Below are 17109 nucleotides of genomic sequence, written 5' to 3'. Positions count from 1 at the left end.
GATCGAATCAACACTTACTTAATAAATATGAGTAAGTATATAGTATGTGTGATCTCAAGTATTCTCAGATAGGATAATTTAATTGATATTACATTATTTTCATGTTGTGTGAGTAAGTGAAGTAATTTTTATAAAGATACTTTATGTTTTATAATTGTTCCTGTTACAAAGCACCTATTAGTAGTATAGAGGAAATGTAATTTCAGTATTGTGGTTTTTAGGTTTACATGGTAGTAACATGATTTTTTCGATAGTACTTAGATAGATAAAAGATTTATCATATTAGATATAATTAATCGTACGTTATTTTTTTATAGTAGCGTATGTAAGTTATATTATTCTAGAATAGCCAGTACTTATTGATCTTTTTACTATATAGTTTCTATGAGGTTATATTTTATTATCAGAAAAAGAAGGATGTGAAATCACGTATAATATTTTGTATTAAAGAATTTTCATTAATAGAAAATATTCAAGATTAGTATGATATAAGATATTATAGAGTGTCTCACTAGTTGTTTCGAAGTGCATTCTATAAAATAACTTTTTCTTTTTTATATAGGACTTAGTATAGATAGGGTTAGGTATTAAGATGATTATTGGTTTATACTCACTAATATGCATTTACTTTATTTAGAAGACAAGATAAAACATATTTATGTTATGTTTTTATTTTTTGATCGCACTGTCTATTGAGAATGAATATATTTATAAGTTTAGTTCTATTTATTTATTCCTCTTGGTTATTTCAATTTTATCTCTAATGGTATTAATCGATAGAAGGATATGTTTTGAAAAGACTTTATTGTAATAGTTAGATCATTTAATCCAGAGCTAATAGTTTAGATTCAACGAATTGGAGATGTTAAGTGGAATTTAAATAATGAAAAAAAGACAGAAGCCAATGCCTACTATAATTTCAACGAACAAGCGTGCTTGTTATAATTATTTCATTAACGAAGTAATGGAAGCTGGCTTGTTATTACATGGATGGGAGGTTAAATCTCTACGTGCAGGTCAAGTGAATATTAATGATAGTTATGTTGAACTTAGTAATGGCGAAGCTTATTTATTTGGGTCTATCTTTCAGCCACTCAGTTTTGTTTCATCGCATATTACATATATTCCCAATCGACGACGTAAGTTGCTTTTAAAGAAAAGTGAATTAGATTTCCTGATACGAAAAGTTAATCATGATGGATTCACAGTGATATCTTTATCAATTTACTGGAAAAGTGCTTGGGCTAAACTGAAGATTGCTGTTGCACAAGGGAAAAAAAAGCATGATAAGCGAAATGACTTGAAAGATCGTGAGTGGAAATTAGATAAAGCGCGTATAGTAAAAAATACTAATTGTGTATTTATCAGGAATTAGTATATGATAGTTGCTTATAAAAGGTAGATATAAGATCAAATATGGGGCTGATTATGGATTTGACAGGATGTGTAAAGCCGGAGGAGCATGCCGAGGGACGGCTGGCCTCGTTAAAAGCCGTGTAAATAGTCGCAAATGATAAAAACTTTGCACCTGTTGCATTAGCAGCTTAATCGGCTTAATAAACTGAAGGTGCCCTCTCTCTCCCTATGCTTTGCTCTTAGAACAGGAGACAAGAGAGGTCAAAATTAAAAGAGATCGCATGGATATCTTGCTTAGGATTGATATGTTAAATTGAATTAAGCTAGTTTTTTATTCGCGTGTCCGTTCGCGGTTAATAAATAAATTTAATAACTGGACTAAGCATGTAGCGCCAATTGCATAGCCGTTCTGGACGCGGGTTCAACTCCCGCCAGCTCCACCAATATTGTATATATAAGACCAATTATAGTAGTCTTATTATTTGTATTAAGCGGAATATAGGTAATTTTTATGGATTTAGTCGTATCATATGTCATATTTGATTAAGAGTTTAGACTGGTGATTTATCGATTTATTTTATCAGCTTATTTCGATTGTTTTTAGTTGCCGGCAGAGTTATATGCAATTGATACGAAATTTTAAGATAAGATTGAAGATGCTAATAGAGTAAGAAGAGCATTGGAGTAAGAAAGAAATCACAGAATAGAATAAAGCTTAATCTATGAGTAATTATCAAGAATGGATGGTAATATACTTTTATATTTTAAATATACTAGCTGTCATGTTGTGATATAATGATTTATAGATTAATTCTATTGTTTATTTTGAGATTATAAATATTATCATGTTAAGAATATTTATTTACAAGTTGATATTAAGAACTTGTATTTAAAAATACATCATTTTTAATAAAACAATTGAGTAACATAGAAAAGAAGGCTATACGCTTCTAAAATTGAGATAAGTTCTTTTTCATAATCATAAGTCAGGTTATATTTAGAGTTAAGCTTAATATTATTAAATAATTGAACACTTATCATTATATAATGTATGATCTTTTTTTAAAAACTAATAATTTGGATATTAAAGTAAATTAGAGAATATTTCTACTATAGAATAGATGTTTTATAAAAATATAAATAGTTTTATTGGTATTTAGTTAGGTTAGAGTTAGAATTATGATAGTACTTTGAAATATATTTCATATATTTATTGTATGTTAATGATGATTGATTTTAATTACTGTGTTTAATTAGAAATAGCTATTGATATAAACACTAATTATCTAAGTTCTTTAACTTGGGAAATAGTATAGTATCATAGGTTTTTAGTATATTAGATAGCATTATCAGAATAATAATATATAGAAATAAAATTTTTATAGATTAAAGTATAAGTCCTTCTGAAATATCTTGGATAATTAAGACAATCATTTTTTATACTAAAATAATTCTTGCTCCAAGTGTATAGTCATTTAGTATATCAATAGTTTGAAGTTTATCTGTATATAAATGATGAAAATTAACATAATTACTTACAGATAGTTCATTTTTGCTTTATGAGATATGGAGATAAAATAATTTTTTTATCATACCAATTATCTCTGTCTATCATATAAGTTATCATAAAGTCGACATTAATACACTGTAAGATAATTACATATAAAATAGATATTTAAATGAAAAAGAATATTGGAAGTAAGTGTCACAACATAATATCTTATAACATAACAACCAACACTGATCTTTCTGGTTTATGCATGAAATATACTGATATTATATGTACAGTAAGAATATATATCATATAAACAGGATATGATTAGAATGACAAAAGCAAAGATGCCGCGAACGGTACTGCATACTATCTCTCCAGATTCGAAAGGATTAATTGCAAAAATCACTAATATTTGTTATTCGAATCAACTTAATATTGTACAAAATAATGAATTTGTTGATAATTACAGCAATTTCTTCTTTATGAGAACAGAGCTAGAAGGCCATGTCGATAATGATAAATTTCTTAGAGATTTAGATTTTGTTTTACCGGTAGGGTCGAATCGTGAATTACGTTCTCTTAAACGTCAACGAATTGTTATTTTAGTTAGTCAAGAAGCTCATTGTTTAGGTGAGCTATTAATAAAAAATCTCTATGCCGAATTAGACATAGATATTGCTGTAGTCATTAGTAATCATGATACGTTGCGTTCATTAGTAGAACGCTTTGATATACCATTTATTTTCTCTAGTCATAGCGGTTTGACGCGTATTGAACATGATAAGAATATCGCAGATAAGATTGATTTTTATTGTCCTGATTATATAGTTTTAGCAAAGTATATGCGTGTATTCACAGCAGATTTTGTACATCGTTATAAAAATAAAATTATCAATATTCATCATTCTTTTTTACCTGCATTTATTGGTGCGCGTCCTTATCATCAGGCATATGATCGCGGGGTAAAAATTATTGGTGCTACAGCACATTATGTAAACGAAAACCTTGATGGAGGAGCTATTATAATTCAGGATGTTATTCCTATTGATCACAGTTATAAACCAGAAGATATGATGAGAGCTGGTCGTGATCTTGAGAAAAGTGTATTGAGTCGCTCATTATATCAAATTGCAACACAACGTGTTTTTATACATGGAAATCGCACAATTTTACTGTGATGAATAAGTAATTTGTGTGATTTGGACATATAAATAGTAATAGTATGTATTGGATTGAGTCTATTGTGTTGTATAGATCAATACTAGAATATTAAATATTAAAATATGTATTCGGTTTGTCATTAAGCTGATTTTGAGAATTTATTTTTTAAAATAAAATGTTAGTGAAGAGGGTTAGAAGGATTAATCAGATGAAATTGGAATTTGGTAAAAAGACTTTGTATTTTAATATGTAAATTTATTGACTCTTTGTTCATATATTCTCTATAATCTATTTGAGAGAATAAGGGTGATTAGCTCAGTTGGTAGAGCACCTCCTTTACACGGAGGGGGTCGGCGGTTCGAGTCCGTCATTACCCACCACAGTTAAACTGGGTCGTTAGCTCAGTCGGTAGAGCAGTTGACTTTTAATCAATTGGTCGCAGGTTCGAATCTTGCACGACCCACCATATTTAAAATATTTAATCATAAATACATCAAGTAATATTATTGAAAATTTTAATTTTTATTAATAAATTAACATAGATAATATAATAAGGATTTGAAGTAATATAGATATTTATTAAAGTTAAATATTATTATAGTTCTTTGTAAGAACTAAGAGAAGGATGTTATTAATAGGTTTGATCTGATATGGACTTGTCTCAATTGTTTTGTGATATCACATATTTCTATTTATAGAACTCTAATGAAGAAATAGATTCATTTATAAAATTATATATATGATATGAATCATATATATCTTGCAATTAAAATTGATTAAATTTATTTTTAATAATGTAAATGGTATAAAAATTAATAATTAAATTAACTATTTTGAATTGCATTTAATATTAATATAAATTATAAAGATATATGAAGATATTTTATGGTCTTCTTAAGAGAGTTTCATTATTCAGTCAATATCTAGTGGTTCTCTAATAAAGGATTAGAGTATATTGTCTATAGTTAAAATGGCAGTAATTTCTATTTTATGTTTTATTCTTACGATAAATTTAGATAATATAAGTGATTACGGTTAGATCTGATCTTTTTATTAGCACTGTTTATTTTGAAAATTAACTGTCGTAGTGAGGAGAAGAAAGAATTTTAATAACTTTCTGATGTAGATAATTAATAATTAATTCGGATTATAGTTTAGATCTAGTTAGAAATACCAGATTTGTTTAATTGTTTATAATATTGTTTTTTTATTTATTCGAACTGAATTTTTTCTGATGAATATATAAGAATTAAGATAGTGAAGTAATTCAATTGACAGAGGATGATCGGATCATTTGAGGTATGGGTAAATAGATATAGAATATTTATTATATCTAAAAGATATATTTATGACGACAGTTTAAAATGGTCGATATGGGATGGATTTAATATGATTTATAGATATAAATTTGATTAGTTATTTCTATAGCTGGTTGAGAACTATGGTTATGCATAGAATACTTGAGAATTAATATATAAAAATTAATGAAAAGATAATTTCTTTCAGCATTAAATAATATAGATTAAAATTAATTATTTTATATAGATAAAATAATATTTACTATAGGATTGGTCAAGTATAGTATAAATAAATAGTATGTGAACTGTATTTTATAAGTGAGACACTTATATGTTTATATTATAGAAATATTCTGATTCTTTTAATATTATGAGTATAATTTGAATTAATAGAGAGGAAATTAATAAGAAGAGTGATTATAGCAATAAATCTGTATTAAATGAATTTAAAATATACATTTTATTCAGTAAAGTATGAGATGGATGATAAGATTAGTATCTTTTCATACATTTTACAAAAAATGTTTATTAATTAATTAAGATAAAGATATCTATTAAGTTATATTATAGTATATAAAGATTGATAATTGAATATTGAACATCGAAGTTGTTTAAAATAAAAGATATCACATGATAAAATAATAACTATATTTGATAGTATCATTGCTTAAAAAAGAAGGATAATGCATCCTGAAATTTTTTTTCAAAAATATGGAAAGTGAATTTTTCTCTAATATAATGTTGTGCATTAAAGCTAAATTGACGATAAGTTTCATCAACCATTAACATTTCTACTGCATTCGCACAATCTATATGTGATAGAAATTTTGGTTTTACTAAAGAATCGGTAAGTGGATTATATACTTCATTGAGATAATTAATTCTTATTCCTGTAATAAATTCATGCTCTTTTACTGATACTGATGGAGTAATTCCTACTCCGCATACATGGTTACTAATTACTTCTGGTTGACCATCAATGAGTGGAAAAATTACTGGGACTCCATGATATAATGATTCTAAGCAAGATAGACCGAATGCTTCTGTGATTGGAGTGCTCATATAGATATCAATTCGTGTAAAAAAATTAGATAATTCGTTTTGAAAAGGAGAAAATATAACGTGCTCGCTTAAATTTAATTTTTGTGTTAAAATTTCTAATTGTTTTTTTTGTGGTCCTTTTCCAATAATCTCCATGGTTACATCATGACCGCGTGATATTAATTCATATAGCGTAAGCAGAGATACGCTGATTCCTTTTAGATGTACTAAACGTGATGCTGTTCCTAGTCTAAGTGGAAAGAGAGACAACTTGTTTTTCATATTTATATTTATCGGATTTTTGATCCCATTATGTACTACTAGATGCTTGCATGGAATCTGAAAACGTAATTCCATAACTCTTTTTGATGCATTTGAAACTGAAATTACACCATCAAGTATTGAAAAAAATTTTATAGTTTTTTTATTAAAAGTAAAACGCCAGGAAGACCCATGATCATAATAGATAATTTTACTATATTTCGGTTTATAATATAGTTTTACTATTAGATCCCAGATAATAATAATTTCAGAGGAGACTTTTGAAATTTTCCATTGAAGCCAAAATTTACGAATAAATTGAGGACAGCGTAAAGGTAGATTATTAAATAGGCGATTGGAGAAAATAATCTTGGTTTTTAAGTTTGATGAAATATCTTTACTAATTTTAGAACCGATACAAATAACTGTATCATTTTTATGGTCGATATTGTTGATATATTGTAAAAACATTCGTTCTACACCACCTATTTTTTCTAAATTAATAATATGAAGTTTTTTCATGTTATTACCTTTTCTAATGCATTTTTCACAATGTTAGTAGTCAGTGTACCCATCTTTTTATCTGATGAACATAATGCAATTTGATTGTAACCATTGATACCAATTAATTTGTGGTTAGTAGGTCCATATAGCGTTATATTTGGTCGGTTCAGGGCACTGGCTAGGTGACTGAGACCAGTGTCAACTGAAACTATAGCACGAGCATTAACCAGTATAGACGCTAATTTTTCTAAAGATAGTTTTGGCAAAATTTCAACATAGTTGAATCCTTGTGCTAATCTTTTTGCACGTTGTCGTTCATGATCTGCTCCCCATGGTAATTTTATGTGAAGACCATTATTATGAATAGAGGTAATTAATTCGCGCCAATTATGTTCTGGCCAATGTTTACTTGTACGGGTTGTTGAATGAAGAAATACTAGATATTGATTAGTATCTTTATTATGACTTTTACTAAAGCAATGACTAATAGAGTAGTCAGCATATGTTGTTGGTAGTAGATAATTAAGGCTCTTAGAAAAGAGAACTCTAATTCGTTGTACGGCATGTTGCTTTTTTTTAATAAGATGACGTTTGTCATAGATAAGGCTAGATAATGACTCTTTGACACTAAGGAAATCACCTCCATGTCGTATTCCTTGTGCCAGTCGAGTAATAAGCCAAGCACTTTTTATTAATCCTTGAGCATCAATAATAACATCATATTTATTTAATTGAAGTTCATTCCTGAATCTCTCTCTTTCTTTTCGTACTTGATAACTAAACCAGTTTTTACGCCAACGACGTATGGCTACTGGAATCACTTTATACACCGCTGGATGCCAGCTAGGAATCTCAGAAAAATCTTCTTCCACTACCCAATCAAAACGCGTATTAGTAAGCATTAACATTGCGTCAGTCAGGGCAGGTAGAGAGTGTATGACATCTCCCATTGAGGAGGTTTTAATAATTAACACTCGCATGTAAAGACCTTTAAATAAGGTTCAGTATTTTTAATTCAGTCATCACTTTTTTCGGAGTAATATCAATAAGACTTTGATGATAACCAGCATGTATATCATTCTTTCTCGTCTTGTATTTATTATCTATTAAATGAATAACCCGTGCCTTCTTAGAAAGAGGGGGGGTAAAACCTGGGCTGCTGGGGCCATATAATGCAACTAATGGTTGATCTAATGCAGCAGTGATATGCATTAATCCAGAATCATTACTAATTGTAGCATGAGAGCAGGATATAAGGATTACAGCTTCTTCTAGACTGGTTTTACCAATAAGATTACGACAATATTTTCGATTTTTTTTCTCAATTCTTTGTAGAATAACTGTTCCAGTGTGCTCTTCATTAGAAGATCCAAGTAATAAAATTTGATAACCAAGATTAATTAAATATTTTGCTAGTTCTGCATAATGATAAAATGGCCAGCATTTAGCCAATCCATAACCTGACCCAGGACATAAACTGATGATTGGTTTTTGGCGCTCTATCTTAAATGTATTGATAGTAGCTATTTTTTCTTTATTATTTACTGTAATTTTAGGTAAATAAAGTGGATTCGGTAAATCGTATATACTCTGTATTTTTGTTTTTTCGTAACCTAATGCTACATAACGGTGTACCATCAGTGGAAAAGCTGTACGGTCTAGTATGCGTAGATCATTTAGTAACCCATAGCGCATTTCCCCACGCCAGCCAGTGCGTTTCGGAATGCATGCTAAGAAAGGAATGAGAGAAGATTTAAATGAACCAGGTAAAATTACAGCTTGATCATAATGTGATAGACGCAACCTCTTGCTGAGGAGCCAGCGCTCATTGAGTCCTAATACACCATGATTTAATGGCATGGTCAGTGCTGTATTCACTTCGGGCATGCGTAATATTAATGGTTTACACCAATTTGGTGCTATTACATCAATAATAGTTGTAGGGTTATTCATTTTTATAGTACGATAGAGGCTGTGTGAAATTATCATATCGCCAATCCAAGAAGGTCCTATAATTAGAATTTTCATTCTCTCGTTTTTTCACTGTGTTTAATAGTAGGATTTAGCCATGTCATGTATTCTAAAATTCCTGTTTTAATGTTTTTCAGTGACCGTGGATATCCTGATTTTCTTAATTTGGTAAGATTTGCTTTTGTAAATTCTTGATAGAATCCTTTAAGATTTTCTGGTAAAGGGATATATTGGATTTCATGTTTTTGATGAAATTCTAGTATAGTTGTAGCTATTTCTTGAAATGAAGTGGCGGTGCCAGACCCACAGTTAAAAATACCAGATACGTTATTTTCCCATAACCAGAGCTTTATTGACACTATATCCTTTACGTAAATAAAATCACGCTTAAAATTATGACTACCTATAAATAATTGAGGATCTTTTCCAGTTTTGATCTGTTGGTCTAGATGGAATATTATGCTAGCCATGCGATTTTTATAAGTTTCGTTTTCTCCATAGACATTAAAGTAACGACAGCCACAGATTTGTGATTCTGCTGTTTTTATAGTTTTACGAACATACTGATCAAAGAGCAGTTTTGAATAGCCATAAATATTTAATGGAGATTCATATTCAGATTCTTCAATGGATGCAGTATGACAGTGTCCATAAACAGCCGCAGAAGAAGCATAAAGAAATGGAATGCGTCGTTGAAGGCACCAGTCCAGAAGATCTTTAGAATACTGATAGTTGTTATCCATCATGTATTTTCCATTCCATTCAGTGGTGTCTGTGCACGCACCTTCATGAAATACAGCTTCAATATTTCTAAAGAAATATTTATTTTGTAGGATAGAGATCCGAAACACTTCTTTATCTATATAATCAGAAATATTGAGATGAGCAATATTAGAAAATTTAATACCCTTTTTAAGGTTATCCACTACTAGTATATCAGTGTAATTTTTTTCATTTAAGGAATGAATAATATTACTTCCAATAAATCCAGCTCCGCCGGTAACAATCACCATGAGTGTCAATCCTTAATAGTAATATTGTACTTATTAGCTGATGTATGGTGTTATATTCTCTTTAGAGAACTAAAGAATATCCACATTTTTTCTTAAAAAAAATTTCTTTTATTTAAAAAAGAATTAGTATAGAAGGATAGGAAAATTCTTAGTTTAAGTTATAGTTATGAATCTATGATTATTAGAAGATAATTGTGTTTATTTTACTGCATTAATAGGTAGATTGAGTTCTCACCACGTTGAATATTCAGTGCTATTACTGCAGGTTTGCTATCAAGGATTTTTCGTAGTTGATCCAAGTTACTAATTGATTGTTGATTAATACCAAGAATAATATCATCCTTTTTAAGACCAATCCTCGCTGCTGCTGAACCTTCTTTTAGGTTATCAATTTTAACTCCTTTAATGCCTTGTGCATTATAATTTTTGAGATCTGCGCCTTCAATGCCACCATATATACTACCAGATTCTACTTTTTCTGTGTTATTTTCTTGTAAAGAAAGAATGACATTTATTGGTGTACCAGAACGTATTAGGCCTAATTGCATTGTTGTTCCTACTGGTAACGAACCTATTTGTGCACGGAAGGCTGCAAAGCTAGAGATTGGTTTATTGTTAATTGATATAATTACATCACCTGCTCGGATTCCAGCTCGTGCTGCTGAAGATTTTGGTAATACTTGACTAATAAACGCGCCTCGTTGAACATTAACTTTAATTGCTTTAGCTAGTTCTGAGTTAAGTTCAATTCCAATAATTCCTAGTTCTCCTCGTTTTACTTGGCCATATGTAACCATTTGAGTGCATAGATTTTTAACCATATTAGATGGAATAGCAAATCCAATTCCGATGTTTCCACCATCTGGTGCAAGAATAGCAGTATTAATTCCAATGAGCTCTCCATTTAAATTCACTAATGCACCACCTGAGTTACCCCGATTAATTGCAGCATCAGTTTGTATAAAGTTTTCATAGTGATCTGTATTAAGTCCGCTTCTACCTAGGGCAGAAATAATACCTGAGGTTACGGTTTCGCCAAGACCATAAGGATTGCCAATGGCAACAGTGTAGTCACCTACACGAATATTTTCTGAGTCAGCAATTTTTATAGCTATTAGGTTTCTCGCTTCTGATATTTGAATTAAAGCAATATCGGAACGAGGGTCTTTACCTATAATTTTTGCATCATATTTTCTCCCATCAATTAGTTGTACTTGAATTTTTGTTGCATTATCAACAACATGATTATTGGTGACTACATATCCTTTTAGAGCATTGATTACTACTCCAGATCCTAGTGCTCTAAATTTTTGTTGTTGTCCATCTGTACTATAATTATCATTTGATGGGCCTCCTGGACATAGTGGTGAACCGAGAAATGGAGAGCCTTCTTGGCAAAATGGTGAAGCACCACCAAAGAAAGGCTGGAATTGTGGAAGTTGTTCTGTCTTACGTAGTATTGTTCCTTCAACATTAATGCTTACTACTGATGGCATCACAGTTTCTAACATAGGAGCTAAACTGTTAGATGGTAGTGAGTTTTGAGGCGGTACAGGGTTTTCTCTAGAGGTTGCAGAAAAAGGTTGCAGAGCCAAGCTTAAGCTCAAAGCTATCGCATTTAAAATTAATATTTTTTTCTTCATCAGCAAGATTCTCAATTCATTCAAGGAAATATCTAATATTGTAGTATTTAAATAAAAAGATTTAAATATTTGTGATTAGTTTCTATTTAAAGAGTTTTCTATATAAAATAAGAAATAAGTTTTATTTTTCTTATAAATAGATATTTATAGATTGATTTTTATAGTTTTGTGTATCTTTGTAGCGTTATATAATATACAGAATATGGATTTAGATTATTAAATTAAATATTATATATCTTATATATAAGAAACTAAGTGAATAACAAGATCTAAATTTATAAAATAAATTGAAGTTAAATAGTTATAAATTGATAGATAGTAGATTCTTTAGTGATTATTATTCTAGTTTTCATGTTTTTCGTCTAAATAATAATTATTACAGTTTTTTATATATATACTATTCTTTTCAGAAAAAATAAGATACTTGTAGTTTTTCTCTTCTTCTTATAGTAAGTGACAGTTTTTAGGTATGATCTAGAGTGTTTTAAGTTACTGTTATTTTTTACTATTTTGTAATTATTTTAAAATCTATATATAGACTGTATCATGATCATGAAGTACAAGATGCTCTTATGTATTTTTTGTATTTTATATAGTTAATATTCATTATGCATTAATTTAGAGATGATAGTATTTTCTGTCTATACGATAGAATTAAGGATTATCTATAGTAGTATAAGTGATAGTATATGTGAAATATAGAATATTATATAGTTTATATATGTGTGCATTATTTTTATCTCTTTAAAAAACCGGATTACTTATAAGGTAATACACTTAATATTAAGTGATTTTATAAGATTAGGTAACTAATTTTTTAATTACTATTGTAATGATTATTGGAATAATTCATCGTATTTGAATAATTATTGATATCATAGATAAATGATTCTATTTTATTAAATAGAACTATTTTATGTTTATATTATTTTATTGTTTTAGATTACTAACATCTTATATCTAATTATATTTTTACAATATTGAGATTTATCATAAGATTTTAATATTTTTTTTAATAGAGCTGCATTGAATATTATTACTCCATAATGGAATGCGCCTAATTATATGGACACTTATGAAACCTAATTAGAGCAACAAAGACGCAATATGATTTATTTATAACAAAGAATTAATTTTATCCCTACAGGAGTTAATATATGCAAAAGACAGCAGTTGTAGTCTTTAGTGGCGGGCAGGATTCAACGGTATGTCTAATACAGGCACTTAGGGAATATCAATTGATTTACTGTTTAACCTTTTATTATGGACAGCGTCATAATCAAGAGATTAATATAGCAAGAAATATTGCTTTAGAATTAGGTGTTCAGTCGCATAAATTTATGGATATTTCAGTTTTTTATCAGCTCTCATCTTCTAGTTTAATAAGTGATTATTCATCAGATGTTGAGGTTGGCATGCATCGAAATGGTTCTATACCTAGTACTTTTGTACCAGGCCGAAACATTCTATTTCTTACGTTAGCTTCAATGTATGCTTATCAGTTACGAACTTCAGTTGTGATTATGGGAGTTTGTGAAACAGACTTTTTAGGTTATCCGGATTGTCGTAATACTTTTATTCTTGCTATGAATCATGCAATATCATTAGGAATGCAAGCGGACATTATTTTTAAAACTCCTTTAATGTGGTTTACTAAAGCGGAAATTTGGGCATTAGCAGATCTTCTTGGGGTATTAGATTTTGTGATTCATGAAACGATTACATGTTATAATGGCATAAAAAGTTATGGATGTAGACAATGTGATTCGTGTTATTTACGAAATAGTGGTTTAAAAGAATATTTAAATAATAAAACTTCTGTAAAAGAAGGTCTATATAACAAAAATCATTTATAATAAATTATCAGTAAGATGGGTAATATCAACATTTGGATTGATCAATATTGCATTAAAAGATTTAATAATTTTTTAAATCCACCTAAAATAGATTAGATAGATTTTCTATGTATATGTGTAGTAAATAGTCATATTCTATTTTCTTTATTTATACAATGACTATAGTTAATTTATTTGTTTATTCTAAATAAAAACAATATATATGATTAATATCAGGAGGGGTTAATTATTTTTTATTAACATTCTTATTGATTTTATTATTGATTTTTTGAAAAATAAATAGAACAAATATATTATAATTTTAATTAATTTTTATTTGTATAATAAACATCTTATTGAAGATTACTATAAGAGAAAACCTAGAATATTCGTATAAAGTGTTAGTGATATAAGATTACATGGGTTCTATATAAAAGGTTATTTAAAAAGTCAGTATATCGATTAGTTTTCATGTAACTAATCAGATTTTAGGTCAGAATTTTTTATTATTTACTTGAGATCTACCTATAAGATTATTAGTCTTTTATCATAGTTTTATCCTTTTTTGAATTCATGAGTATTGTTTTGACGATTCGCGCATTACCTGCTATAAGATTTCCAGAATAAAAATAATCATGTGCTCCATTAAAATCAGTTACTAATCCACCGGCTTCTCGTATTAATAGCTCGCCTGCAGCGAAGTCCAGAGTTTTTAATCCTATTTCACAATAGGCGTCAATTCGTCCGGCTGCTATATAGGCTAGATCTAGTGAAGGTGAACCACTACGACGTACATTGGGGCACTGGGCCCATATTCTATTTACTATTTGAAAATAAGTTTTGTGATTTGGATTATTTATACAAGGAAAGTTTGTTGTAATAATAGCCTTGTTAATTTCTCTGGTAAAACTACCTCTTAATCGGTATCCATTTAATTGAGCACCTTGTCCTCGACTAGCATAAAATAATTCATTACGCATTGGATCATATATTACTGCGATTTCGCTCCGTCCTTTAACTCGAACAGTAACAGAAATACTAAAATGAGGTAGTTTTTTACTGTAATTAATTGTGCTATCTAGAGGATTAATTAGCCACTGTGTGTTTTGGTTTTCTTCTTTTTTGATTGTATCCTCTGTAAGAATTAAGTGTTGTGGATAAGATTTTAGAATGAGCGTAGTCATTTGACATAATACGTCCTTTTTCATGTTATTAGATAAGGTCTGATAATTTGTTTCATGAGTTTCGTGATACCCTGTAATTTCATAGTGCCTGATAATAATGGTTCCAGCCTTTCGAACAGCGCGGATGGCAATGTTGAGCATAGGGTGCATAGGTGCTATAGTCTCGTTAAATATTTAAGAAGAGTGCATTAGATTTTGTATAGAAAGATCAGGTATTAAACTTCTTGATTGGTTAATAACAATACATCACAGTGTTCTGAGTTTTAACATGTTATTATTTTATCATAAACAGAGTGAAATAGTGCCGAGAATAGATAAAAACGGTAGGTAGTTATGAGGATATATAGTATTTCTAATTTTTAGATATCTTGATTAGACTGTTTTTACTATAGAGTTAGAAGGTTATTTAATTAATGTGATTGGTGCAAAGTATGTTTAATTTGATTTTTGATTGAGCTTGTTTGTTTGTTATTTATTTAGTTATAAATCATAAGTCTAAGTGGAATATTTTACTATAAACATAAATATAATAGCATTTTAAATGCTTGTAAATTTATATTTCTGTAATGAGTATTTGTATACTAAACTCATGTGTTGAATGAAATGATTATATTGTTAATTTTTTATTTTTTTTGTTGGTCTTTAAAGAATTAATTTTATTTGATATGGAAAAACAAATATCAGATTCTATATCATAGTTACTATTGTCAAATACAAGGTATAATGTATCATTATTTATAACTTATAATTATGGTACATCAAGATCCCAAAATATAAATTTATGTAGGAGTTGATAATGGATGAAGCAGATTTAGCTCAAAAGCGTGAACAGGATATGATTAAAGCAGCGCTCTCAGCTAGAGAACGTAGCTTGCAAAGCCCTGATGGAAAATGTATCTGGTGTAAGGATGAAATTGTCGTTGTAGGTACAGCATTTTGTTCTGCAGAATGTGGTGATGATTACAACAAGTATCAACGAGAAATGAAACAACGTTTAGGTAGACAATATCAGTAGTATTAGGTAACTCTATTTTAGATTATTTTTATATTATTAAGTATCGAGATGCAAGATAAAGAAGGGGTTTTATGCATCAGGAGTAGATGAATACTAAAATATTAATAGAGTGATTTTTAACGGGATAAGGTTTATTAATTCAGAAATCAAATGTCATTAGAATATGAATAATACATCAGTATTAAGAATTTCTATAGAAAAAATAGATTTTTATCTATAAAAATAGAAGGGATTTGAACAGTAGATCAATATTCAGTTAGACTTATTAATTAATTGCTATATTTGATATTTTGCTTTTTGAGCAGAAGTATATGGCTAACTTAGCATACACACAACTGAGCTATAGCTCAGTTGTGTGTATGCGCATAAGATCTTCTGGCGTATCTATGCTATGATTTGGGTTAATTTTTGCAAGATCGACATGGATTTTCTCCCCATATGATAATGCGCGAAGTTGCTCTAGAGATTCAATCTGTTCTAAGGGACTTTTATGCCAGAGAGCATATTGACGAATAAAGCTAGCGTAATAACTATATATGCCAATGTGTCGTAAAACATGTGTATATATAGAGTATGATTGAGTGGTTAATTGATCATGATAAAATGGGATAGTAGCACGAGAAAAGTAAAGAGCGTAACCATAGAGATCGCATACTACTTTAACTATATTTGGGTTACAAGCTTCCTCTGGAGAGGTGATTGGTGCTGCTAATGTAGCGATACTAGCATTGTATAATGTAATATTATTTGCCACCTGGTCAATTAGTTCAGGTGGTAACATAGGTTGGTCTCCTTGGATATTAACAATAACTGTGTTGTCGGAAAATTGATAGTGTTCGAGTACTTCGGCTATCCTTTCAGTTCCAGAACTATGACTGGAACTAGTCATACATACTTCTCCATCCATAGCCTTAACCACAGATTCTACCGAAGGATGATCAGTGGCAACAATTACCCGTTTTGCATTGGATTTCCATGCTTGTTCAATTACACGTGCTATCATTGGTTTTCCATGTATAGTTAATAACGGTTTTCCAGGAAGGCGAGTGGAATAAAAACGTGCGGGAATGATCACAATAAAATTCATATATCAGTTTCTGATAAGGACAGTATACGAGCTCTGTTTTTTATTAACACAGGTATACCATCTTTAATTGGATACGCTATTTTATCAGATATACAAATTAGTTCTTTCTGATTTTTAGTATAAAATAGTAATTGCCCATGGCAGATTGGGCATGCAATAATTTTAAGTAACTTATGATTCATAGTATATTAAGGGTATATTACTAGTATTATATATATTTTATAAAGTTTGATCATCTAGTTTTT

Annotated in this window: 12 protein-coding genes, 2 tRNA genes and 1 other RNA gene; 7 read left to right on the top strand and 8 right to left on the bottom strand. The window is 29.4% G+C overall.

Going from position 1 to position 17109, the window contains the following annotated elements; genetic code table 11:
- The first annotated feature begins 883 nt into the window (after window positions 1–883).
- The 5 genes from smpB to ERCIPICE3303_RS02725 all read left to right on the top strand — a co-directional run bounded on the left by smpB (window position 884) and on the right by ERCIPICE3303_RS02725 (window position 4478).
- The gene (gene smpB / locus ERCIPICE3303_RS02745; protein ID WP_157991182.1) at window positions 884–1375 is read left to right on the top strand and encodes an SsrA-binding protein SmpB; all 492 of its coding nucleotides are present in this window, start codon (window positions 884–886) and stop codon (window positions 1373–1375) included.
- A gap of 43 nt (window positions 1376–1418) precedes the next feature.
- Window positions 1419–1799: a transfer-messenger RNA gene (gene ssrA / locus ERCIPICE3303_RS02740) on the top strand.
- 1396 nt (window positions 1800–3195) lie between these two features.
- Window positions 3196–4029, top strand: coding sequence for a formyltetrahydrofolate deformylase (purU, locus tag ERCIPICE3303_RS02735; RefSeq protein ID WP_174234529.1), 834 nt, complete (start codon window positions 3196–3198; stop codon window positions 4027–4029).
- Window positions 4030–4316: 287 nt separating this feature from the next.
- Window positions 4317–4392: transfer RNA gene (locus tag ERCIPICE3303_RS02730), tRNA-Val, on the top strand.
- A gap of 10 nt (window positions 4393–4402) precedes the next feature.
- A tRNA-Lys gene (locus ERCIPICE3303_RS02725) sits at window positions 4403–4478 on the top strand.
- 1492 nt (window positions 4479–5970) lie between these two features.
- Here ERCIPICE3303_RS02725 and ERCIPICE3303_RS02720 read toward each other — a convergent pair.
- The 5 genes from ERCIPICE3303_RS02720 to degP all read right to left on the bottom strand — a co-directional run bounded on the left by ERCIPICE3303_RS02720 (window position 5971) and on the right by degP (window position 11743).
- Entirely contained in the window at window positions 5971–7134 is a 1164-nt protein-coding gene (locus tag ERCIPICE3303_RS02720; protein WP_157991180.1) for a glycosyltransferase, read from the bottom strand.
- The gene (rfaC, locus tag ERCIPICE3303_RS02715) at window positions 7131–8096 is read right to left on the bottom strand and encodes a lipopolysaccharide heptosyltransferase RfaC (RefSeq protein ID WP_157991179.1); all 966 of its coding nucleotides are present in this window, start codon (window positions 8094–8096) and stop codon (window positions 7131–7133) included. The genes ERCIPICE3303_RS02720 and rfaC overlap by 4 nt, the downstream gene beginning before the upstream one ends.
- A 10-nt stretch (window positions 8097–8106) precedes the next feature.
- On the bottom strand, window positions 8107–9144 hold the full coding sequence (gene waaF, locus ERCIPICE3303_RS02710; RefSeq protein WP_157991178.1) for a lipopolysaccharide heptosyltransferase II: 1038 nt from the start codon (window positions 9142–9144) through the stop codon (window positions 8107–8109).
- Entirely contained in the window at window positions 9141–10100 is a 960-nt protein-coding gene (gene rfaD / locus ERCIPICE3303_RS02705; protein ID WP_157991177.1) for an ADP-glyceromanno-heptose 6-epimerase, read from the bottom strand. Before rfaD ends, waaF begins: the two co-directional genes overlap by 4 nt.
- A gap of 203 nt (window positions 10101–10303) precedes the next feature.
- Entirely contained in the window at window positions 10304–11743 is a 1440-nt protein-coding gene (gene degP, locus ERCIPICE3303_RS02700; protein WP_157991176.1) for a serine endoprotease DegP, read from the bottom strand.
- Between the two features lie 1157 nt (window positions 11744–12900).
- Between degP and queC the strand changes: the two genes are divergently transcribed.
- Entirely contained in the window at window positions 12901–13599 is a 699-nt protein-coding gene (gene queC / locus ERCIPICE3303_RS02695) for a 7-cyano-7-deazaguanine synthase QueC (protein WP_157991175.1), read from the top strand.
- Window positions 13600–14114: 515 nt separating this feature from the next.
- Here queC and ERCIPICE3303_RS02690 read toward each other — a convergent pair.
- Window positions 14115–14912 carry an inositol monophosphatase family protein gene (locus ERCIPICE3303_RS02690; RefSeq protein ID WP_157991174.1) on the bottom strand — a complete coding sequence of 266 codons (798 nt, stop codon included), beginning with the start codon at window positions 14910–14912 and terminating at the stop codon, window positions 14115–14117.
- 646 nt (window positions 14913–15558) lie between these two features.
- Here ERCIPICE3303_RS02690 and ERCIPICE3303_RS02685 point away from each other — a divergent pair.
- Complete coding sequence (locus ERCIPICE3303_RS02685; protein ID WP_157991173.1) at window positions 15559–15777, top strand: hypothetical protein; 219 nt, start codon at window positions 15559–15561, stop codon at window positions 15775–15777.
- A 340-nt stretch (window positions 15778–16117) separates the two neighbouring features.
- Here ERCIPICE3303_RS02685 and kdsB read toward each other — a convergent pair whose 3' ends face one another.
- Window positions 16118–16864 (bottom strand): 3-deoxy-manno-octulosonate cytidylyltransferase, encoded by a 747-nt coding sequence (gene kdsB, locus ERCIPICE3303_RS02680; protein ID WP_157991172.1) that lies wholly within the window; start codon window positions 16862–16864, stop codon window positions 16118–16120.
- Window positions 16861–17046 (bottom strand): Trm112 family protein, encoded by a 186-nt coding sequence (locus ERCIPICE3303_RS02675; RefSeq protein ID WP_157991171.1) that lies wholly within the window; start codon window positions 17044–17046, stop codon window positions 16861–16863. Before ERCIPICE3303_RS02675 ends, kdsB begins: the two co-directional genes overlap by 4 nt.
- Window positions 17047–17109 lie beyond the last annotated feature (63 nt).

The organism is Candidatus Erwinia haradaeae, assembly GCF_900699015.1.
GTDB classification, from domain to species: domain Bacteria; phylum Pseudomonadota; class Gammaproteobacteria; order Enterobacterales; family Enterobacteriaceae; genus Erwinia_E; species Erwinia_E haradaeae_E.
This window is presented reverse-complemented; position numbering and strand designations above follow the sequence as displayed.